The sequence below is a fragment of the Pseudarthrobacter sp. NPDC092419 genome (assembly GCF_044755045.1).
In the GTDB taxonomy this organism is placed as follows: Bacteria; Actinomycetota; Actinomycetes; order Actinomycetales; family Micrococcaceae; genus Arthrobacter.
Window position 1 is genome coordinate 119192 of sequence record NZ_JBIVQF010000007.1, and the last position, 21924, is coordinate 141115.

General features: G+C 66.2%; 18 protein-coding genes. 12 read left to right on the top strand and 6 right to left on the bottom strand.

Features of this window, described 5'->3' with window-relative positions; genetic code table 11:
* Nucleotides 1–54 precede the first annotated feature (54 nt).
* Nucleotides 55–246, bottom strand: coding sequence for a Flp family type IVb pilin (locus tag ACIQC0_RS12420; protein ID WP_377214703.1), 192 nt, complete (start codon nt 244–246; stop codon nt 55–57).
* A gap of 232 nt (nt 247–478) precedes the next feature.
* Complete coding sequence (locus tag ACIQC0_RS12425) at nt 479–1141, bottom strand: prepilin peptidase (protein WP_400535233.1); 663 nt, start codon at nt 1139–1141, stop codon at nt 479–481.
* Between the two features lie 296 nt (nt 1142–1437).
* On the opposite strand from ACIQC0_RS12425, the gene rplM reads away from it, so the two are divergent.
* The 3 genes from rplM (at nt 1438) to glmM (ending at nt 3927) form a co-directional block, all read left to right on the top strand.
* Nucleotides 1438–1881 (top strand): 50S ribosomal protein L13, encoded by a 444-nt coding sequence (gene rplM / locus ACIQC0_RS12430; protein ID WP_377214923.1) that lies wholly within the window; start codon nt 1438–1440, stop codon nt 1879–1881.
* Nucleotides 1882–1919: 38 nt separating this feature from the next.
* The gene (gene rpsI / locus ACIQC0_RS12435) at nt 1920–2423 is read left to right on the top strand and encodes a 30S ribosomal protein S9 (RefSeq protein WP_050054349.1); all 504 of its coding nucleotides are present in this window, start codon (nt 1920–1922) and stop codon (nt 2421–2423) included.
* Nucleotides 2424–2565: 142 nt separating this feature from the next.
* The gene (gene glmM / locus ACIQC0_RS12440) at nt 2566–3927 is read left to right on the top strand and encodes a phosphoglucosamine mutase (protein ID WP_400535236.1); all 1362 of its coding nucleotides are present in this window, start codon (nt 2566–2568) and stop codon (nt 3925–3927) included.
* Nucleotides 3928–3993: 66 nt separating this feature from the next.
* Here glmM and mscL read toward each other — a convergent pair whose 3' ends face one another.
* The 4 genes from mscL to coaA are packed head-to-tail and all read right to left on the bottom strand — an operon-like array spanning nt 3994 to nt 7562.
* A complete protein-coding gene (gene mscL, locus ACIQC0_RS12445; RefSeq protein WP_377214706.1) occupies nt 3994–4398 on the bottom strand; it encodes a large conductance mechanosensitive channel protein MscL in 405 nt (134 codons plus the stop codon).
* A 10-nt stretch (nt 4399–4408) separates the two neighbouring features.
* Nucleotides 4409–5710: a glycosyltransferase family 87 protein gene (locus tag ACIQC0_RS12450; protein WP_400535238.1), complete on the bottom strand. Its 1302-nt coding sequence runs from the start codon at nt 5708–5710 to the stop codon at nt 4409–4411.
* 44 nt (nt 5711–5754) lie between these two features.
* Nucleotides 5755–6591, bottom strand: coding sequence for a D-alanyl-D-alanine carboxypeptidase family protein (locus ACIQC0_RS12455; RefSeq protein WP_400535240.1), 837 nt, complete (start codon nt 6589–6591; stop codon nt 5755–5757).
* A gap of 5 nt (nt 6592–6596) precedes the next feature.
* A complete protein-coding gene (gene coaA / locus ACIQC0_RS12460) occupies nt 6597–7562 on the bottom strand; it encodes a type I pantothenate kinase (protein ID WP_377214709.1) in 966 nt (321 codons plus the stop codon).
* A gap of 146 nt (nt 7563–7708) precedes the next feature.
* Between coaA and glmS the strand changes: the two genes are divergently transcribed.
* The 9 genes from glmS to ACIQC0_RS12505 all read left to right on the top strand — a co-directional run bounded on the left by glmS (nt 7709) and on the right by ACIQC0_RS12505 (nt 21829).
* Nucleotides 7709–9601 carry a glutamine--fructose-6-phosphate transaminase (isomerizing) gene (gene glmS / locus ACIQC0_RS12465; protein WP_377214710.1) on the top strand — a complete coding sequence of 631 codons (1893 nt, stop codon included), beginning with the start codon at nt 7709–7711 and terminating at the stop codon, nt 9599–9601.
* A gap of 141 nt (nt 9602–9742) precedes the next feature.
* A complete protein-coding gene (locus ACIQC0_RS12470) occupies nt 9743–11113 on the top strand; it encodes a hypothetical protein (RefSeq protein ID WP_400535242.1) in 1371 nt (456 codons plus the stop codon).
* 50 nt (nt 11114–11163) lie between these two features.
* Nucleotides 11164–11511: a holo-ACP synthase gene (locus ACIQC0_RS12475; protein ID WP_377214712.1), complete on the top strand. Its 348-nt coding sequence runs from the start codon at nt 11164–11166 to the stop codon at nt 11509–11511.
* A 25-nt stretch (nt 11512–11536) separates the two neighbouring features.
* A complete protein-coding gene (locus ACIQC0_RS12480) occupies nt 11537–13120 on the top strand; it encodes an NAD(P)H-hydrate epimerase (protein WP_400535244.1) in 1584 nt (527 codons plus the stop codon).
* A 66-nt stretch (nt 13121–13186) separates the two neighbouring features.
* Nucleotides 13187–15442 carry a glycogen debranching protein GlgX gene (gene glgX / locus ACIQC0_RS12485; protein WP_400535246.1) on the top strand — a complete coding sequence of 752 codons (2256 nt, stop codon included), beginning with the start codon at nt 13187–13189 and terminating at the stop codon, nt 15440–15442.
* Complete coding sequence (gene treY / locus ACIQC0_RS12490; protein ID WP_400535248.1) at nt 15439–17760, top strand: malto-oligosyltrehalose synthase; 2322 nt, start codon at nt 15439–15441, stop codon at nt 17758–17760. Before glgX ends, treY begins: the two co-directional genes overlap by 4 nt.
* Nucleotides 17757–19535, top strand: a complete 1779-nt coding sequence (gene treZ, locus ACIQC0_RS12495) for a malto-oligosyltrehalose trehalohydrolase (protein WP_400535250.1) — start codon at nt 17757–17759, stop codon at nt 19533–19535. Before treY ends, treZ begins: the two co-directional genes overlap by 4 nt.
* A 5-nt stretch (nt 19536–19540) precedes the next feature.
* Nucleotides 19541–20581, top strand: coding sequence for an L-glyceraldehyde 3-phosphate reductase (gene mgrA / locus ACIQC0_RS12500; RefSeq protein ID WP_400535252.1), 1041 nt, complete (start codon nt 19541–19543; stop codon nt 20579–20581).
* Nucleotides 20582–20743: 162 nt separating this feature from the next.
* A complete protein-coding gene (locus tag ACIQC0_RS12505) occupies nt 20744–21829 on the top strand; it encodes an inositol-3-phosphate synthase (RefSeq protein WP_400535254.1) in 1086 nt (361 codons plus the stop codon).
* Nucleotides 21830–21924 lie beyond the last annotated feature (95 nt).

Below are 21924 nucleotides of genomic sequence, written 5' to 3' on the forward strand. Positions count from 1 at the left end.
ACTGGTTCCGGCGGGCCCGGGTGGGCCCGCCGGAACCAGTTGCGCGTGGATCGATCAGAGCTGGCCTTCAACCTCGCCGAAGAGGAGGTTGATTCCCGTGCCGAGGGCTGTGGCGCCGACGGCAACCACGATGGCGATCAGGGCGACCATCAGGCCGTACTCCACCATCGTTGCTCCCTTTTCGGAAGCCAGGCGGTCCTTGATGCCGGCGATGAAAGCGGTCATTGAGACCATGAGAGAAGTCATTGTTATTTCCTTAAATTCGGTGAAATGGATTAATTGAATTTCAACGAATTACCAGCTACCCCATTCAATCCCAGCGGCTGGCCTTCGCTAAGACGAGATTGTCATTCGGGGAATTAGGCAACAATGCGTAGTGGTACTCGACTTTTCGGGCGCGGAAAAATGGTCGCTACTTGGAAATTGCGGGGGAGTACTCAGAAACGGACGTCCCGGCAGCGGCCGGAGGGTCGGCGGGCTAGTCCAGGAGAAGTGCGACGCCGGCCGCGGCGGCCAGCATAGACGGGCCGTGGGCCACCTCTGTACCCTTGCCACGCCGCCGTACACTGACGAGCCCAAGAGTGATGACGCCATTAAGGATGAAGCCGAGGAGCGCGCCATAGAGTAGGTGGCTCCAGCCCAAGTAGCCCAGGTACAGGCCGAGGGGGCCGGCCAGCTTGACGTCACCCATCCCCAGGCCCGACGGCGAGATAAGCGCCAGCATTAAATAGGCAGCGAAAAGGATTGCGGCGCCCAGCACGCCGCGGACAAGTCCGGTTGCATATCCGCTGACTGCCCACGCAAGTACCAGCAATAAAGCGCCCCCGGCGAGCAGGGCCAGAACCAATGGATTCGGCAACAGATGCTGGGTGAGATCGGTCCGTGCCAACTGGGCGCCCAATATGCCCAACAAAAGAAACGCCGGCAGTTCCGGAGCACTCCCAAACCGAAGCGCGAACGCGGCGCAGGCTGCTCCGGTGACTGCCGCCGTCGTAATCCTGACAGGAAGTGCGGGGAGGTCGCCCAGGCGGGGCATGGTCCTGGCGATCAGGAGTTCCGCGAGCGGGGAGAGGACAAAGCCCAGCACGGCTGCGCCCAACGAGAGCCACGGCGAAACGTCCCCGCTCGGCGTCAATATCACTGCATCCCCCCCGCGTTCCTCAGGCCGGCCAGGACCCGGTCGGCATCCGGTAGCCCCATTTTGACCCGGAACCCCCTGACGCGCTAATCTTGGTAGTCGTTGTGCGTGTCCTATTCCGATGGTGCGTGCCCGCTTGAGAATCCAGTTGCAGGATGACTACTCGACGTGCACATTCGGAACCACAGGATGACTGGTTACATGGAGCCCTCACCTCTGTTCCGGTAGCGCGCAGACAGTAGGTGCACGAGCTAGTGACACCTAAACAAGAACGCCAGAACAAGAACGAGGCAAACACCGTGCGTACGTACACCCCGAAGCCCGGCGATATCAACCGCCAGTGGCACGTCATTGACGCCACAGACGTTGTCCTTGGCCGTCTTGCAAGCCAGACCGCAATCCTGCTGCGCGGCAAGCACAAGGCCACCTATGCATCCCACATGGACATGGGCGACTTCGTCATCATCATCAACGCTGAAAAGGTTGCCCTCACCGGCGCCAAGCTGGAGCAGAAGCGCGCATACCGCCACTCCGGCTACCCGGGCGGCCTGACCTCCGTCAACTACGCGGAACTCCTGGAAACCAACCCGGTCCGCGCCGTGGAGAAGGCCATCAAGGGCATGCTCCCCAAGAACTCCCTGGCTGCACAGCAGCTGGGCAAGCTGAAGGTGTACCGCGGTGCTGAGCACCCCCACGCCGCCCAGCAGCCCAAGACTTTCGAAATCACCCAGGTCGCCCAGTAGTCCTGGCCACCAAGCAACTTATCTATACAAGGAGAATCGTGGCTCAGAACGAAGAGACCACCGAGGCCGTCGAGGCCGAGGAAACCCTGACCAGCTACACCTCTGAAAGCTCAGCTGCCGAAGCTGCGCCGAAGAAGGAGCGCCCGGCCCTGACCGTTGCCGGCGCAGCAGTTGGCCGCCGCAAGGAAGCCGTTGCACGCGTCCGCGTCGTGCCCGGCTCCGGCAAGTGGACCATCAACGGCCGCGCGCTGGACAACTACTTCCCGAACAAGCTGCACCAGCAGGACGTCAACGAGCCCTTCAAGATCCTCGATCTCGAAGGCGCCTACGACGTTATCGCCCGCATCCACGGCGGCGGCATCTCCGGCCAGGCCGGCGCCCTGCGTCTCGGCATCGCCCGTTCGCTGAACGAGATCGACGTCGAGAACAACCGCGCCACGCTGAAGAAGGCCGGTTACCTGTCCCGCGACGCCCGTGTCATCGAGCGTAAGAAGGCCGGTCTCAAGAAGGCCCGTAAGGCCCAGCAGTACTCCAAGCGCTAAAAAGGCGCCTTCCCGGAATGTGGCCGCTGGCGCGACCACATTCCGGGGCCCAAGAAGCCCGTCCCGCCTTTGGCGGGGCGGGCTTTTTTGCGTGTGACCGGCCGATTCAAAGCGTCAAGGGCCCATCAACTAGACTTAGCCGGTGTCTAGATTATTTGGAACAGATGGTGTCCGGGGCCTGGCGAACGGACTGTTGACAGCAGAGCTGGCGATGAAGCTGGCCCAAGCGGCCGCCGTCGTGCTTGGCCACGACCGGGCCGCCAACGGATCCCGGCCCCGCGCCGTCGTCGCGCGGGACCCGCGTGCGAGTGGTGAATTCATCGCAGCAGCCGTGGAAGCCGGTCTTTCCAGTTCGGGTGTGGACGTCTACGACGCCGGCGTTCTGCCCACCCCCGCTGCTGCATACCTCGTTGCAGACCTGGACGCGGACTTCGGCGTCATGATCTCTGCGTCGCACAACCCCGCGGCGGACAACGGCATCAAGTTCTTCGCCAAGGGAGGGCAGAAGCTTCCCGATGACGTCGAAGACGCCATCGAGGCTCAAATGGCCGGTGAGGCTCCGCGCCCCGTCGGCGCCGACGTTGGCCGCATCCAGCGCTTCTCCGACGCCGAAGACCGCTATATTGTCCACCTCCTCGGCACCCTGCCGCACCGCCTGGACGGCCTGAAGGTAGTCCTGGACTGCGCCCATGGTGCTGCGAGCGGTTGTTCCCCGCAGCTGTTCAAGGACGCCGGTGCCGACGTCTTCGTCATCGGAGCGGAGCCGGACGGCCTGAACATCAACGACGGCGTGGGCTCTACCCATCTCGGTCCGCTCAAAGCCGCCGTCGTGGAGCGCGGCGCCGACCTTGGCATCGCCCACGACGGTGACGCCGACCGCTGCCTCGCCGTCGACCATGAGGGCAATGAGGTGGACGGCGACCAGATTATGGCGATCCTTGCCGTGGCCCTGAAGGCCTCCGGCAAGCTCAAGGACGACGTCCTGGTGGCCACCGTCATGAGCAACCTGGGCCTCAAAATAGCGCTCAAGGAGGCGGGCATCAGCATCCGCGAGACGGCCGTCGGGGACCGCTATGTGCTTGAAGGGATGCGCGAGGGCGGTTTCAATCTCGGCGGCGAGCAGTCCGGCCACGTAATCTTCGCTGATCACGCCACCACCGGCGACGGACTGCTGACCGGTCTTCAGTTGGCGGCGCAGGTGGCCCTGAGCGGCCGGCCCCTGAAAGAACTGGCAAGAGTGATGACGAAACTTCCTCAGGTACTGATCAACGTCAAGGGTGTGGACCGCAGCCGTGTGGGCAGCAGCGACAGCCTGGCCGCGGCAGTCCGTGCCGCCGAAGCGCAGCTCGGCGACACCGGCCGAGTCCTCCTCCGGCCGTCCGGCACGGAACCGGTAGTCCGCGTCATGGTCGAAGCTGGGGACGAGGCCACCGCGCAGTCGATTGCCGAAAGCCTGGCGCAGGTAGTCCGCACCGAGCTTGCCCTGGAACTGGTCAGCGACTGATCCGAGAGTTTAACTAATTGCGGCCCGCCTCCGTCCCGGAAGCGGGCCGCCGTGGTTCCTGGCAGGCTAGAGGTTCCGGCTCCGCAAGGAGTCGCGGATTTCTGTGAGCAGTGCAATCTGCGGGTCCTCAGCAGACTCCTCTTTCACGTCGTGCTTGATCCCCAGCCGCCGGTTTCGGAACTCGATCATGTGGTTCATGGGGACCACCACCACGAAGTAGATTGCGGCGGCGATCAGCAGGAAGTTGACGATGGCCGTCAGCAGAACGCCGAACTCCACGGCATTGCCGTTGAAGTCGACCCTGCCGAAACTGTCGAAGTTCGGCGAGCCTACGAGGCCCGCGATCAGCGGCATGAGGACCTTGTTCACTAGGGCCGTAACGACGGCGCCGAAGGCGGTGCCGATGACGACCGCGACGGCAAGGTCAACGACATTGCCCTTCATGATGAAGTTCTTAAATCCTGTCAGCATGTCATCAAACCTATCGTGGACGACGTGCTGGCAGTTCAGATCGCAGTGCCCGGAGGCTTGCTACCCAGATGGCGGCCAGGGGGAGTGCGGACCACGGCGCATCCAGCGCCGAGAGCCAGGGGGACATGCCGGCGGCCAGGTGGAGGGGCGCGACCAGCCACATGAGGACAAACGCCAGGACGACGGCGACACGCAGTCCCGGATGAGGCCATCGGTCCAGGAGGTAGACGGCCACGGGAACGAACAGCACGGCGTCGTAGGTGGCAAGGTGAGGCGAAAACGTCAGGCTCGTCGCAAGCGTTGCGATCAGCACGGTGGCGGTGTCTGCAGTCGCGCCGTGCCGTAACAGCACCGTGAGCAGCACGGCCGCGCCGATCGGCAGTGAGATGAGCGTCAGAACGGGCGCGACTGCCTGGCCCCACTCCGGCGGCAACAAGGACTGCAGCAGTGACGGCAGCCCTGTCATCTTCCAGGCCTGGCCCTCCTGCACTTCTGTCATGTAGAGCGGACTGGCAAGCGCCGCCGTCCATTGCCGGATGCCGTCGACACCGACCAGGGCCAGGGAAGCGGCCGCGACGGCGCCGACGCTGACAATGAAAGCCGCCAGTGCCTTGTAGCTCCGGGCCGCCAGTAAGACCAGCGGTATCACCAGGACGAGCTGCGGTTTGGTGAACCCCTGTCCCAGCACCGCGCCCGCCCAGCCCGGGTAACCGTGGGTAAAGAGCCGGATGCCGATAAGCCAGACGGCCAGCACGAACGCCGAGTCCTGCCCGCTGCCCAGTGCCTCGAAGGTCGGCGGAGCCGCCAAGGCGCACAGTAGGACTGTCGTCCGCCGGTTCTGGAAAAGACGCGGTGCCAGGAACCTCAGACCCAGGAAGCACCACCACAGCAGCGCCGCGTTGAGGACAAACCATAGGATGCCGCTGAGGTTATAGGGAATCAGCGCGAGGGGGGCGTAAAGCGCGGCCACCACCGGGAGTGACACAAACCAGGCCAGCGGTACCTCGGCCCGCAGCTCGCGGCCCTGGAGCTCTGATTGAACCGCCGGATCATAGAGGTTGTCGGCGCCGTCCAGCAGCAACCGCCCGCCGGTCCAGTGAGCCAGGTAGTCCGGAAGGAAAGCGCCCTGTGTGCCGGGGTCGATGGTCCGGGCCAGGCTGCCGGCTATTAGCCCCACAGCCCCGGCGATGATGAGCAGAACCGGGTAAATGCGTAATCGCTGCGGCGTGATCACCGCATCGATGCGCGGCACGACGCGCCGAAGCAGGCCTGTTCGACGTCCGGGTTCAGCGTCCCTTGGTTTCCCCACCATGGAAGGGACACTACAGGACCGGGAAAACCGCGGGACGGAAGCTCCTAGGCATACCCCGGCGCCGCACCCGCCCCGAAGTATTCCTCCAGTGTGTGCACGCCCTTTTGCAGCATGTCCGAGGCTGCCTCGACCCCGACGTAACGCAGGTGCCACGGCTCGTAGTAGTAGCCCGTTATCGGATGGAACATCCACGGGTAGCGGACCACGAACCCGAAGCGGTGCCCGTTCGCCTTCACCCACACGGCGGTTGGCTGGTCCGCGAAGCATGGCTGAAAACCGCACGCTCCGCCGCCGTCGGCGATGTCGAAGGCCCAGCCGGTCTGATGCTCGGAATATCCCGGCCGAGCACTCGCCGTGTCCGCATCCGCCTGCCCGCGCGCTGCCACGTGGCTGTTATAGGTCGCCGTCTGCGCTGCGAAGGAGCGGTACCCGCTCGCCAGGACCAGGGCGACGCCGTCCGCCGCGGCAGCCGCGAACATCGCCTCGGCCGCCGCCGCCGTCGTGCTGTTCAGCAGGGCAGCCTCCCCGGACGCCGTGGTGGCGACCGCGGGCCGCACTAAGTCTGCCGGCGCAAAATCTGCAGGGGCCAGCGGCCGGTGCTTATTGACAATCAACCAGGGACTCGTCGGGTCGGTGAGTGAAAAGCGCGACGGCTTCCCCGCTGCCGCTTTGGTTGGCGAGGGAGCGGGCCTGGCAGCCACAGTGGCGCGTGCCGCCGTCGGGCTTGCGGAGGGTGAAGTCGACGCCGGTGGAACGGCCGACGACGGCGTCCCCGCCTTGGGAGCCTCGGGCGTGCAGGCGGTCAGTACAGTCAGCCCCGTCCCGGCTGCGAGGAAGCGTGCGAAGGAGCGGCGCGACGGCGGACCGCAGTCCTGGCACATGTGTGTTAAACCTTCCTCAGGAGCATGCGGCGGATTGAGTGATCCGCGTCCTTGGTGAGCACCAGTTGCGCCCGGCCCCTGGTGGGGAGCACGTTCTCCTCCAGGTTGGGCTCGTTGATGCGCTTCCAGATATCGCGCGCGGTACGCTCGGCCTCTTCGTCGGAAAGCGTGGCGTAACGGTGGAAGTAGGACTCCGGCTGGGAGAAGGCGGTGCTCTGGAGCTTGCGGAAACGCTCCACGTACCACTCCTCGATGTAGGAGGTCTTTGCGTCCACATAGATCGAAAAATCGAAGAAGTCGCTCAGGGCGAGGCCCTGCCGGCCGTCATGGCGGGGCCGGGCCGGTGCAAGGACATTCAGGCCTTCGACGATCAGGACGTCGGGGCGGCGGACGACAACTTCCTTGCCGGGCACGATGTCGTACGTAACGTGTGAGTACCAGGGTGCGCGGACTTCTTCGGCGCCGCCTTTGATCTCGCTGACGAACCGCAGCAGGGCACGCCGGTCGTAGGACTCCGGGAAGCCCTTGCGCTCCAGCAGCTGCCGACGCTTCAGCTCGGCCAGCGGGTACAGGAAGCCATCCGTGGTAATCAGCTCAACGTTTGGGGTGCCGGGCCAGCGCCGCAGCATCTCGCGGAGCACGCGCGCAATGGTGGATTTGCCGACGGCGACAGACCCCGCCACGCCGATCACAAAAGGGGTCCGCTGAGTCTGCTCGCCCAGGAACGTGGTGGTTGCTGCGTGAAGCTGACCTGCGGCCTCCACGTAGAGGTGGAGAAGCCGTGACAGGGGGAGGTAGACCTCGCGGATCTCCTTCATATCCAGGGGATCGCCGAGGCCCCGCAGCCGGACAATGTCCTCCTCATTGAGGGGCTGTTCCATCTGGGCGGCGAGCCGGGACCAGGTCTGCCGGTCCAGCTCGACGAACGGGGACACACCCTCGCCGTTGGCCTCGTTGCGTTGCAAAGTCACCCTAGAGATTCTGCCCCGCGCCCGGCGCAGAGCGAAATGCGGGGCTGCTGGTCAGCCCCTTCGCCGATGTGCGGTTGCCCCGGCGGACCTGTGCTGCAGGACACCTCGGTTTAGATCTCCCCGCGCCAGCCGATACTCTTGAGCCTATGTGTGGAATCGTGGGATACGTGGGCCGTTCCGTTGACGGCGTGGTTAATGGTCACAGTGCGCTGGATGTGGTCCTTGAGGGCCTTCGGCGCCTGGAGTACCGGGGTTATGACTCTGCCGGCGTGGCTGTTGTATCCGGAGGCTCCATCGAGTCCCGGAAGAAGTCCGGCAAGCTGGCCAACCTGGTGGCAGAGCTGGAGGCACGCCCGCTGCCGGAGGCGCTGACCGGAATCGGGCATACGCGCTGGGCAACCCACGGCGGCCCCACGGACCGCAACGCGCACCCGCACCTGTCCGATGGCGGCAAGCTCGCCGTCATCCACAACGGCATCATCGAAAACTTCGCCGAGCTGAAGCAGGAACTGCTTTCCAAGGGCGTGACCTTCCTGTCCGAGACGGACACCGAGGTCGCCGCTGCGCTGCTGGGCGACATCTTCCGCAACAAGCTCGGCGGCGACACCGCCAACGGCGGCCTGACCCGCGCCATGGAGCTGGCCTGCCAGCGCCTCGAAGGCGCCTTCACTCTCCTGGCGGTCCACGCGGACCAGCCGGACGTCGTGGTGGCTGCACGGCGCAACTCCCCGCTGGTCGTCGGCCTGGGCGAGGGCGAGAATTTCCTGGGCTCGGACGTCTCCGGGTTCATCGACTACACCCGCCGGGCGGTAGAGCTCGGCCAGGACCAGATCGTGACCATCACGGCTGACACGGTGGACATCACGGACTTCCATGGCAACCCGGCCCAGGGCAAGGAATACCATGTGGACTGGGACCCTGCTTCGGCTGAAAAGGGCGGCTTCTCCTCCTTCATGGAGAAGGAAATCCATGACCAGCCCGACGCCGTGGCGCAGACCCTCCTGGGCCGCTCGGACATCAACGGCAAGCTGACCCTGGACGAGCTTCGCATCGACCCGGAGCTGCTCAAGCAGGTCAACAAGATCATCGTCCTGGCCTGCGGCACCGCTGCCTACGCCGGCACGGTGGCCAAGTACGCCATCGAGAACTGGTGCCGGATCCCCACCGAGGTTGAGCTCGCGCACGAGTTCCGCTACCGCGACCCGATCCTGGACTCCAACACCCTGGTGGTTTCCATCAGCCAGTCCGGCGAAACCATGGACACCCTCATGGCGGTCCGCTACGCCCGCGAGCAGGGCGCCAAGACCATTTCCATCTGCAACACCAACGGATCCACCATCCCTCGTGAATCCGACGCCGTCCTGTACACCCACGCCGGACCGGAAATTGCGGTGGCGTCCACCAAGGCGTTCCTGGCGCAGATCACTGCCGCGTACCTGCTGGGCCTGTATTTGGCACAGCTGCGCGGGAACATCTTCTCGGGCCAGATCAAGGACGTCCTGGCGGACCTGGGCAAGATCCCGGCGAAGATCCAGACCATCCTCGACGGCGCCGGGCCCCTCCGCGAACTGGCCCGCAGCATGGCGGACGAAAACTCCGTCCTGTTCCTGGGCCGCCACGTCGGCTACCCCGTGGCCCTCGAGGGCGCGCTCAAGCTCAAGGAAATCGCCTACATCCACGCTGAAGGCTTCGCCGCCGGCGAGCTCAAGCACGGCCCCATCGCCCTGATCGACGAAGGCCAGCCTGTGTTCGTGGTGGTCCCGTCCCCCCGCGGCCGTGACTCGCTGCACTCCAAGGTTGTCTCCAACATCCAGGAAGTCCGCGCCCGCGGCGCCCGGACGCTGGTCATTGCCGAAGAAGGCGACGAAGCGGTCAAGGCCTACGCCGAGCACGTCTTCTACGTTCCGGAGACGCCCACGCTGCTGATGCCGCTGCTCACCACGGTTCCGCTGCAGATCTTTGCCGCGGAACTGGCAGCAGCCAAGGGCTACGACGTGGACCAGCCGCGCAACCTCGCCAAGAGCGTCACCGTCGAGTAGTTGACCGCTTGAGCAAGACTTGAGCCAAAAATGAACTGATCCAGTACAACCCAGGGCCCTGAGGTCGATATCGTAGGGCTCATGGGGGAGGCCCGGATCGACACTCGTGGGAGCGGCAGCCGCCGGACGGCCGGCGGCGACTTGAAGGCGCGCCTCAGGCCCTGGATTCTTGCGTGGCTGGCATTTTTGCCGTACGCGATTATCCGCTCGGAGAACCTCGCCGAATCGGACACGTTCTGGCAAGTTCGGACCGGTTTATGGACGATGACGGAAGGTCGTCTTCCCCTCGTGGATCCCTTCTCATGGACGGCCGCGGGGAAACCCTGGACGCTCAACTCCTGGGCGTTTAATGTTCTGGTCGGCCTTGGGTATGAAGCGGCTGGCCTGGCTGGGGTGGCTTTCATCGCGGCATGCCTGGTCGCGGCAATCGGCGGATTGCTTCTGTATCTGGCCCGCGAGTTGGGTGCGGCTCCGCTGCCGTCCGCCGTCGTTCTGTTGGCCGGGGCGCCGCTGTTGATGCTTTACCTGTCGGCGCGACCCCAGCTTGTAGATTATGTGTCAGTGCTTGCGCTTGCTGTCTTGCTGCGGAGGTTGCTCGACGGGCGCAGGCCTGGGTGGTTGCTCCTTGCCGTCGGTGTTCTGACGGTCCTTTGGGTGAACCTGCATGCGGCTGCCCTGCTCGGCGTGGCGATCGCTGGTACCAGTGGCCTGTTGGCACTTCTGGGGACGCGGACGCGTCGGCGGGCCGGGTGGCTTTTCGCTGCTGCGGTGGTGATTTTCATCGGCGCCATGGTCAACCCTTATGGAACCGGTCTGCTGGCCCAGACGGTGCAGGTCAAGGCTGAGTCAGCAGACATCACCGAGTGGCAGGCACTTAATCCGGCGGACCCCCTCCAACTCGTGCTGTTTGCGATAGGCCTGTTGGATCTGGCCATTGCAGCCAAGCGGCGTGACCCGGTCCTTTGTGGAGCCTTGGCGGTGAGCGCAGCCGGATCTGTGGCCGCCATGCGTATTCTCCCGATCCTGGTCTTGCTGGCATTGCCCGTGTTAGCTGCAGCCATGTCCCGTGGTGCTGTCCTCCGCTATCTCTGCAGCCGGAGCAGAATGATTTCCACGGGCGCGGTTGTTCTGCTGTCGTTCGTCTATGGAGCCGCGCTAATTAACTTTCCCTACTTCGGCCGGCCGGATCCCACGCATTTTCCGGACGCGGCGGTCAAAGCCATCCCCTCCGGTTGCACGTTGTTCAATGACTACCGACTGGGCGGCCTGGTCGTCCTGCAACGGCCTGATGTCCGGGTTTCCATCGATTCGCGGAATGACCTCTACGGGGCGGACGCAGTCAGACAATCAGCCCGGGTGGCCACCGGCCGCGTCGACCCAGACCAAGGACTTGCTGGTGCAGGCTGTGTGCTGGTTCATCCCGATGGGGGGCTGGCGCAACGGTTGCGGAACAGCCCCGAGTGGAAGTTGACCTCGGCCGAGCCCGCGGCGGTCTTGTTTGTTCGCCGCTGAGATGTGGCCGTGGCGGCTTCCGTCAGAAACGTCACCGTAGAATAAGCCGCATGATCGTAGGCATTGGCGTAGACGTTGTAGACATCGAGCGGTTCGGCCGGCAGTTGGAGCGGACGCCGGGACTCCGGGACCGGCTGTTCGTGCCGGCAGAGCGGGACCTGCACACGCGGTCCCTCGCCGCCCGGTTCGCCGCCAAGGAAGCCGTGGCCAAGGTCCTGGGCGCCCCTGCCGGGATGAACTGGCAGGACTGCTGGATCGGCCTGGACGAAAACGGGCCCACCCTCCAGGTCAAAGGCACCGTCCTGGCCGTCGCCGAGGCCAAGGGAGTCAAGCGCTGGCACCTGTCCATGAGCCACGACGGCGGGATCGCCACCGCGATGGTCGTGGCCGAGCGCTAAGCCGCCCGCGCGGGGAACCGGCACGATGATCAGCGCGTACACCGGAACGCAGGTCCGGACGGCCGAGGAACCACTCCTCGCCGCCGGTCTGGGCGGTGTCCTCATGCAGCGCGCCGCCCATGGCCTCGCCGCCGGCATCATCAACGAACTTCGGACCCGCGGCCGCCGTCTTTACGGTGCCCGCGTCGTGGTGCTCACCGGTAAAGGCAACAACGGCGGCGATGGCCTCTTCGCCGCCGCTTTACTCGCGGGCAGGGGCATGCGGACGACGGCGGTACTCACCTCCGACGGCGCCCACACCGACGCCCTCGCTGCCTTCGAACGGGCCGGGGGCCGGGTGCACCGCCTGGCGCCGGAGACGCTGCCGAAGCTCGCCGCGGAAGCCGCGGGCGCCGACGTCGTCATCGATGCCGTGATGGGGACCGGCGCCCGGGGCGGCCTTCGGGGGAGTGCCGCCGACCTGGCCACCGCCCTGCTCGCGGCTCACCGCCCGGGGCTCGTTGTGGCCTGCGACCTGCCCAGCGGAGTGGACGCGGACACCGGCGAAGCAGCCGGGCCTGTCCTGCCCGCGGACCTGACCGTCACCTTCGGCGCGGCCAAAGCCGGCTTGCTCGCCGACCCCGGTGCGGACTACGCGGGCCGGGTGCAAGTGGTGCCCATCGGCATCGAAAAGTACTTGCCCATGCCCTCTCTCCGCAGACTGGACCCGGAAGACCTTGGCGCCCTCCTGCCCAGTCCGCCCCGGCGCGCCCACAAATACTCCCGCGGCGTGCTCGGCATAGTGGCCGGTTCCGCCGACTATCCCGGCGCCGCGGTCCTGGCCTGCCGCGGCGCACTGGCCGCCGGGGCGGGCATGGTCCGCTACCTTGGGCCTCCCGCTGTCGCGGACCTGGTGCGCCAGTCCTGTCCCGAGGTCGTCTGCAGCACAGGGTCAGTCGCAGACAACCGGGTCCAGGCCTGGCTGGTGGGCTCCGGGATGGGCCCGGGGGACCACGAACAGCTCAAGCGCGCCCGCGACGCCGTCGCGTCCGGCCTGCCAATAGTGGCCGACGCCGGGGCGCTGCCGGCGCTGCCCGACATCCTCGCGCCGCAGGTGGTGCTGACCCCGCACGCAGGTGAACTGGCCGCTCTCCTGACGCGGCTCGGCGCGGACACCGGCCGCGAGGCAGTGGAGGCGGGAACGCTTGCCGCCGTCCGCCGCGCCGCCGGCCTCACCGAGGCGACCGTCCTGCTCAAAGGCGCCACCACCCTTGTCGCTTCGCCCTTCCAGGATTTCTACAGCCAGTCGGACGGCACGCCGTGGCTCGCCACGGCCGGCAGCGGGGACGTCCTGGCCGGCGTCATCGGTGCGCTGCTCGCCCAGGTGGGGTCCGACGTCGGACGCTTCCGTGACGCGGGCATCGACCCGGACGAACATTGGGCGGCGATTGCCGCGCTGGGAGCGGCGCTGCACGGGCTGGCGGGGAGGTCGGCGTCGGAAGCGCGGTGGGGCGGGCCGATCACTGCTGGCGTAATTGCCGACGCAATACCCGATGCCTGGGGTAAAGTCAGCATGCTTAGTAGCGTTGGCTTCCCGGAGCGTCATAGTCGGGGGCAGCGGCTACGGTAGGCAGAGGTTCGCATCGGCAGCTGGAGGTCCCGGACCTTCGGCTGCCGAACAATAAAGAGGAGCATGATGGAAGTCTGGCCTGGATCGGCTTATCCCCTGGGTGCCACGTACAACGGAACGGGCACGAACTTCGCCCTGTTCAGCGAACGCGCCGAGAAAGTGGAACTCTGCCTCTTCGACGACGACCTCGTGGAAACCCGCATCACCCTGGATGAAGTGGACGGGTACGTCTGGCACTGCTACATCCCGCAGGTCCAGCCGGGCCAGAAATACGGCTACCGGGTCCACGGCCCGTACGATCCCACCTCCGGGAACCGCTTCAACCCCAACAAACTCCTTCTGGATCCGTACGCGAAGGCCGTGCACGGCCAGATCGACTGGGACCCGGCGCTGTTCACCTACAACCTGGGCGAGCCCGACTCCATCAATGACGCGGATTCCGCCAAGCACATGATGATGGGCGTCGTCATCAACCCGTTCTTCGACTGGGACGGCGACCAGAACCTCCGGATCCCCTACCACCAGTCCGTCATCTACGAAGCCCACGTCAAGGGACTCACCCAGCTGCACCCCGAAATTCCCGAGGAACAGCGCGGGACCTATGCGGGCGTGGCACACCCCGCTGTCATCGCACACCTCCAAAAGCTGGGCGTCACTGCCATTGAGCTGATGCCCGTCCACCAGTTCGTCAATGACGGCACACTGGAGGACAAGGGCCTGAAAAACTACTGGGGCTACAACACCATCGGCTTCTTCGCGCCGCAGAACACCTACAGCTCCACAGGCGACACCGGCCAGCAGGTCCAGGATTTCAAGGCGATGGTCCGATCCCTGCACAAGGCCGGGATCGAAGTCATCCTGGATGTGGTCTATAACCACACCGCCGAGGGCAACCACCTGGGTCCCACGCTGTCCTTCAAGGGCATCGACAACGCCGCCTACTACCGGCTCATGGACGGCGACGAAAAGCACTACATGGACTACACGGGCACGGGCAACTCCCTCAACGTTCGGCACCCGCACTCCCTGCAGCTCATCATGGACTCGCTGCGCTACTGGGTCACCGAGATGCACGTGGACGGTTTCCGCTTCGACCTGGCCTCCACCTTGGCCCGAGAGTTCTACGACGTGGACAAGCTCTCCACCTTCTTTGAACTCATCCAGCAGGACCCGGTGGTCTCGCAGGTCAAGCTCATCGCCGAGCCCTGGGACGTGGGGCCGGGCGGCTACCAGGTGGGTAACTTCCCGCCGCAGTGGACGGAATGGAACGGCAAGTACCGCGACACCGTCCGGGACTTCTGGCGCGGCGAGCCCGCCACCCTCGGCGAGTTCGCTTCCCGCATCACCGGCTCCGCGGACCTCTATGAGCACTCCGGCCGGCGTCCCGTGGCGTCGATCAACTTCGTCACCGCACACGACGGCTTCACCCTGGCGGACCTGGTGTCCTACAACGAGAAGCACAACGAAGCCAACGGCGAGGACAACAACGACGGCGAATCCCACAACCGCTCCTGGAACTGCGGCGCGGAGGGGCCCACCGACGATCCGTCGGTCCTGGCGCTCCGGGCCCGCCAGCAGCGCAACTTCATCGCCTCGCTGCTCCTGTCCCAGGGCGTGCCCATGCTGCTGCACGGCGACGAGATGGGCCGCACCCAGCAGGGCAACAACAATGGCTACTGCCAGGACTCAGAGCTGACCTGGATGAACTGGGACAACATCGACCAGCCGCTGGTGGAGTTCACCGCGGCCGTCAACGCGCTGCGCGCCAAGCACCCCACGTTCCGTCGGAGCAGGTTCTTCGACGGCCGTCCGGTGCTCCGCGGCGAAGGCGAGCGGCTGCCGGACATCGTCTGGCTGGACCCGTCCGGCGAAACCATGAAGCCGGAAGCCTGGGACAGCGGCTTTGGCCGGTCCGTCGGCGTGTTCCTTAATGGTGACGGCATCCAGGGCAAGGACAGCCGCGGCCGCAGGATCACCGACGTGAACTTCCTGCTGTACTTCAACGCCCACGATGACACGGTGAAGTTCACCCTGCCGCCCGACGAGTACGCTCCCGCATGGGACGTCATGATCGATACCGCCGGGCAGAACGCCGACACCCAGCCGGTGGCCGCGGGGGAGCCGCTTCCGGTGGAAGCCAAGTCCCTGGTGGTGCTGCGGGCACACACCGTGGAAGAGGTGGAGCCGGACCACTCGGTGGCCGCGTCCCTGGCCGCCCTGACGCAGTCCACCACCAGCGAGGCCGAATCCATCAGCACCCCGGTGGTGGCTGAACCGGGCAAGACCACCAAGGTGGGCGCGCGGAAGGCAGACGCCAAGTGAGGGTGCCTGCATCCACCTACCGGCTCCAGATCCGCCGCGGCTTCACCCTGTTCGACGCCGCGGCCACGGTCCCCTACCTGAAGTCGCTCGGGGCGGACTGGGTGTACCTGTCGCCGATCCTTACGGCGGAGCAGGGCTCGGACCACGGCTACGACGTGACCGACCCGTCCGCCGTGGACCCGGAACGCGGCGGGCCCGAGGGCCTGGTGGCGCTGTCCCGTGCCGCACGCGAACACGGGATGGGCGTCCTGGTGGACATCGTCCCCAACCACGTGGGCGTTGCCTCGCCGCCGCAGAACCCCTGGTGGTGGTCCCTGCTGAGGGAGGGGCGGGAGTCGCCGTACGCCGACGCGTTCGACGTCGACTGGGACCTGGGAGGGGGACGGATCCGGCTGCCGATGCTCGGCTCGGATGACGACCTGGACAAGCTGGAAGTCGTGGATGGTGAGCTGCGCTACTACGACCACCGGTTCCCGATCGCCCCCGGCACGTATACCGAGGGCGATTCACCCCGGGACGTGCACAACCGCCAGCATTATGAGCTGATGGACTGGCGCCGGGCCGACTCCGAGCTGAACTACCGCCGCTTCTTCGCCGTGACCACCCTGGCCGGGATCCGGGTGGAGGAACCGCACGTCTTCGAGGAAGCGCACGCCGAGGTGGGACGCTGGTTCCGCGAGGGGCTCGTGGACGGCCTCCGCGTGGACCACCCGGACGGGCTGGCAGACCCCGCCGGCTACCTGCGCTGGCTCAAGGACCTGACCGGCGGAGCGTACGTGCTGGTGGAGAAGATCCTGGAACCGGGGGAGTCCCTGCCGGGCGAGTTCGCCACAGAGGGCACCACCGGCTACGACGCGCTCGCGGACGTGGACCGGGTGTTCGTCGATCCGGCGGGGGAGGCCGCCCTGGATGCGCTGGACGCTTCGCTGCGCGGAACTGCGTCGGCCGACTATGCAGAGATGATCCGGGGCACCAAGCGCATGATCGCCGACGGCATCCTCCGCTCCGAGGTCCTGCGCCTGGCCCGTCTGGTGCCGGAATCACATGGCCTCGCCATTGAAGACGCCGCGGATGCCATCGCCGAGATCATCGCCTCTTTCCCGGTATACCGGACCTACCTGCCCACGGGTGCGGAGGTCCTCAAGGAGGCGTGCGAATCCGCAGCCGCGCACCGGCCGGACCTGGAGGTGGCCGTGGGAACCCTCCTGCCGCTGCTGCTGGACCCTGCCAACCCCATTGCGGTGCGGTTCCAGCAGACCTCAGGCATGGTCATGGCCAAGGGCGTGGAGGACACCGCGTTCTACCGCTACACCCGCCTGGGAACCCTGACCGAGGTGGGTGCCGAACCCACCGAGTTCGCCGTAGCCCCGGACGAATTCCACCAGCGGATGGCCCGGCGCCAGGCCGAACTGCCGCTGTCCATGACCACGCTGTCCACGCACGACACCAAGCGCAGCGAGGACGCCCGGGCCCGGATTTCCGTCCTTGCGGAACTGCCGGACGAATGGGCCGGCACGCTCGCTTCCCTGCGGCAGCTCGCGCCGATTCCCGACGGACCGTACGAGAACCTGCTCTGGCAGGCCGTCATCGGAGCCTGGCCCGCGAGCCGGGAGCGGCTGCAGGGCTACGCCCAAAAGGCAGCCCGCGAGGCCGGCAACTCCACCACCTGGACTAATCCGGACGAGGACTTCGAGTCCCGCGTCCGGGGCGCGGTGGATGCAGCGTTCGACGACGGCCGCGTCGCCACGGTGATCGAGGACTTCGTGGCGCGTATCGATGCCTACGCGGCGTCCAACTCGCTGGCCGCCAAGCTGGTCCAGCTCACCATGCCCGGCGTCCCGGACGTCTACCAGGGCAGTGAATTCTGGGAGCGTTCGCTGACCGACCCGGATAACCGGCGCCCGGTGGATTTTGCGGTCCGGCAGGCGGAGCTGGAGAAGCTCGACGGCGGGACGTTGCCGGCGTCCGGCACGGAACCTGCCAAGCTCCTGGTCACCTCGCGGGCACTCCGGGTGCGCAGGGACCGGCCGGAGCTGTTCCAGGGGTACGCCCCCGTGCGTGCCACCGGAGCCGCCGCCGGGCACCTGCTCGGATTCTCGCGGGGCGACGGAGCTCCCGGGGCGCTGACCCTGGCTACCCGGCTCCCGGCGGGACTGGAGGCGGCGGGCGGATGGCGGGATACCGCCGTCGTGCTTTCCGCTGTAATGCGTGACGAACTGACCGGTGCCGTGCACGGGCCCGGCGCCGTTAGCGTGGCGGACGTGCTGGGTACCTACCCGGTGGCGCTGCTGGTGCCGGTGGAAGGGGAACAAGGATGACCGTGGAAAACAGCGGGCCCGGACGTTTCGACGTGTGGGCGCCGGAGGCTTCGTCTGTCGTGTTGCTGGCCGGCGGCCGGGAATATCCGATGACGCGCAGGGAGCCTGCGCCCGGCGCGGAAGGGTGGTGGACCGCCGCCGACGCCCCTGCGCAGGGCGAACTGGACTACGGCTACCTGCTGGACGGCGACAGCCAGCCGCTGCCTGACCCCCGGTCCCGGCGGGTGCCGTCCGGAATCCATGGCCTGTCCAGGACCTTCGACCAGGCCGCCCACGCCTGGCAGGACTCCGGCTGGCGCGGCAAGGACCTGCAGGGCTCGGTGATATACGAGCTGCACATCGGCACGTTCACGCCCGAGGGGACGCTGGATGCCGCTGCGGAAAAGCTCGGGTACTTGGCGGATCTGGGCGTCGACTTCGTGGAACTCCTGCCGGTGAACGGGTTCAACGGAACCCACAACTGGGGCTACGACGGCGTCCAGTGGTACGCGGTGCATGAAGGCTACGGCGGCCCGGCGGCATACCAGCGTTTCGTGGACGCCGCGCACGGTGCCGGGTTGGGTGTTATCCAGGATGTGGTCTACAACCACCTGGGTCCCAGCGGCAACTACCTTCCCCGGTTCGGGCCGTACCTGAAGCAGGGGGACGCGAACACGTGGGGCGACTCGGTGAACCTGGACGGGCCCGGCTCGGACGTGGTGCGGGAGTACATCCTGGGCAACGCCGCGCTGTGGCTGCGCGACTACCACGTGGACGGGCTGCGGCTCGATGCGGTGCACGCGCTGCGCGACGAGCGGGCCGTGCACATCCTCGAGGACCTGGGCGCGCTGGGCGACGCGGTGGCCGCGGAGACGGGGCTGCCGAAGACGCTCATCGCCGAATCGGACCTGAACAACCCGCGCCTGCTTTACCCGCGCGATGTCAACGGCTACGGGCTGGCGGGGCAGTGGAGCGATGACTTCCACCATGCGGTCCACGTGAACGTCAGCGGCGAAACCACCGGGTACTACGCCGACTTCTCCTCCCTGGGGGTGCTTGCGAAGGTCCTGCGGGACGGGTTTCTGCACGACGGCAGCTACTCCAGCTTCCGCGGCCGGCACCACGGGCGGCCCATCAACACCTCCCTGGTGCACCCGTCGGCGCTGGTGGTCTGCAGCCAGAACCACGACCAGATCGGCAACCGCGCCACGGGGGACCGGCTATCACAGTCGCTTTCCTATGGCCAGCTTGCGGTGGCCGCCGTGCTCACGCTGACCTCGCCGTTCACGCCGATGCTGTTCATGGGCGAGGAGTACGGGGCCACCACCCCCTGGCAGTTCTTCACCTCCCATCCGGAAGCTGAGCTCGGACGGGCTACCGCGGAAGGGCGTATCCGGGAGTTTGAGCGCATGGGGTGGGATCCCGCCGTCGTACCCGATCCCCAGGATCCGGAAACGTTCCGGCGCTCCACGCTGGACTGGGCGGAGGCGGAGACCGGCGACCACGCCCGGCTGCTGGAGCTCTACCGCTCATTGACCGCCCTGCGGCGGCAGCATCCGGACCTTGCCCGCGGCGGGTTCGCGGAGACGGACGTCACGTACGACGACGACGCGCACTGGCTGCGGTTCAGGCGCGGGAGCGTTGAGGTGCTGATCAACTTCTCCGACGCCAAGATCCGGCTGGACGGCGCTGGCCGGGTGCTCCTGGCAACCGACGTTGGTTCCGGCCTGAACGCCGACACCGCCGAGCTGGCGCCTTGGAGTGCCGTGATCCTCACCACGAGCCTGACAGGATAGAACGTATGACTTATTCAGCAGCGGAGAACCGCTATGACACCATGCCCTACCGCCGCGTGGGCCGCAGCGGGTTGCGCCTCCCAGCCATCTCGCTGGGCCTGTGGCACAACTTCGGCGACGACATGCCCTTCGAGGTGCAGCGCGAGATCCTGCGCCGTGCCTTCGACCTCGGCGTAAACCACTTCGACCTGGCCAACAACTACGGTCCGCCACCGGGATCCGCGGAGACGAACTTCGGCCGCCACCTGCGGGACGACTTCAAGCGGTACCGGGACGAACTGGTCATCTCCACGAAGGCCGGCTACCTCATGTGGCCGGGACCCTACGGCGAGTGGGGCTCCAGGAAGTACTTGCTGTCCAGCCTGGATCAGTCCCTGCAGCGCATGGGGCTGGACTATGTGGACATCTTCTACAGCCACCGGCCGGATCCTGAGACACCCATGGAGGAGACGATGGGCGCCCTGGATCAGGCCGTCCGGTCCGGCAAGGCCCTCTACGCCGGTATCTCGTCCTACACGCCGGAGCAGACCCTGGAGGCCGCCCGGATCCTGAAAGAGCTCGGCACGCCGCTGCTGATCCACCAGCCCAGCTACTCCATGCTGAACCGCTGGACTGAGGACGGCATGCCCAACCTGTACGAAGCACTGGACCAAGTGGGAGCAGGCTCCATCGCGTTCTCCCCGCTGGCCCAGGGCATGCTCACGGACCGCTACCTCAACGGCATCCCCGCCGACTCACGGGCCGCGAAGGGCCGGTCCCTGGCCCAGGACTCCATTACCGACGAGAAACTGGACCGGGTCCGCGGGCTGAGCCGTATCGCCGAAAGCCGCGGCCAGACGCTGGCGCAGATGGCGATCGCCTGGATCCTGCGGGACCAGCCAAAGGGTTCGCCCGTCACTTCGGCCCTGGTGGGTGCCTCCAGCGTCCGCCAGCTTGAGGATTCGTTGTCCGCCATCAACAACCTGTCCTTCACGGCAGAGGAACTGACGGCCATCGACGAGTTCGCGGTGGAGTCGGACATCAACCTCTGGAAGCAGCCGGGCTGAGCGCTCATTGATGTTACGGAGCGGGGCCGGGGGAACAATCCCCGGCCCCGCTCAGTTGGGTAGTATGAAAAGGCGCCGCGCGGCGCCGTGCCGGCCGGCCGCCGTCGTACTTTATTCCTCGGCAGGATCCGGCGGGCTGACGTTTGTCCTCAAAGGAGTTCCGTGTCTTCACATCCGATCCGTGTTGCTATCGTCGGCGTAGGAAACTGTGCCGCTTCGCTGGTCCAGGGCGTCCACTACTACCGGGACGCTGACCCCAAGGCCACGATTCCGGGCCTGATGCACGTTGAGTTTGGCCAGTACCACGTGGGTGACGTGGAGTTCGTCGCCGCATTTGACGTCGACGGCAAGAAGGTGGGCAACGACCTCGCCGACGCCATCCTCGCCAGCGAAAACAACACCATCAAGATCGCGGATGTGCCGCCCACCGGCGTCACCGTCCAGCGCGGCCACACCCTTGACGGCCTGGGCAAGTACTACCTGGAGACCATTGAGGAATCCACCGAAGAGCCCGTAGACGTGGTCCAGGCACTCAAGGACGCCAAGGTCGACGTCATGGTGTGCTACCTGCCCGTCGGTTCCCAGGACGCCGCCGAGTTCTACGCCCAGGCTGCCCTCGACGCCGGCGTTGCATTCGTCAACGCCCTGCCCGTCTTCATCGCCGGCACCAAGGAGTGGGCTGACAAGTTCACCGCTGCCGGGGTGCCCATCGTCGGTGACGACATCAAGAGCCAGATCGGTGCCACCATCACGCACCGCGTCATGGCCAAGCTCTTCGAAGACCGCGGCGTCACCCTGGACCGCACTTACCAGCTGAACGTCGGCGGCAACATGGACTTCAAGAACATGCTGGAGCGCGACCGTCTCGAGTCCAAGAAAATCTCCAAGACGCAGGCCGTGACCTCCAACGTCGAAGCCGAGCTGGCCGCCAAGGACGTGCACATCGGCCCCTCCGACTACGTCCAGTGGCTCGATGACCGCAAGTGGGCCTTCGTCCGGCTGGAAGGCCGCAACTTCGGTGACGCTCCCGTGTCGCTGGAGTACAAGCTGGAGGTCTGGGATTCACCGAACTCTGCCGGCGTGATCATCGATGCAATCCGTGCCGCTAAGATCGGCCTGGACCGCGGCATCGGCGGCCCGCTGCTCTCGGCGTCGAGCTACTTCATGAAGTCCCCGCCGGAGCAGTTCAACGACGACCTCGCCCGTGAAAAGGTCGAGGCCTTCATCCGCGGAGACCTGGAGCGCTAAACCCCGCCCCTGGACGCTCTCTCATTCTTTGATGGGGGAGCGTCAAGGGTTTAATGACCGGAATGCGGCTGCGGAGGGTTCAGCCGCTACGCTCT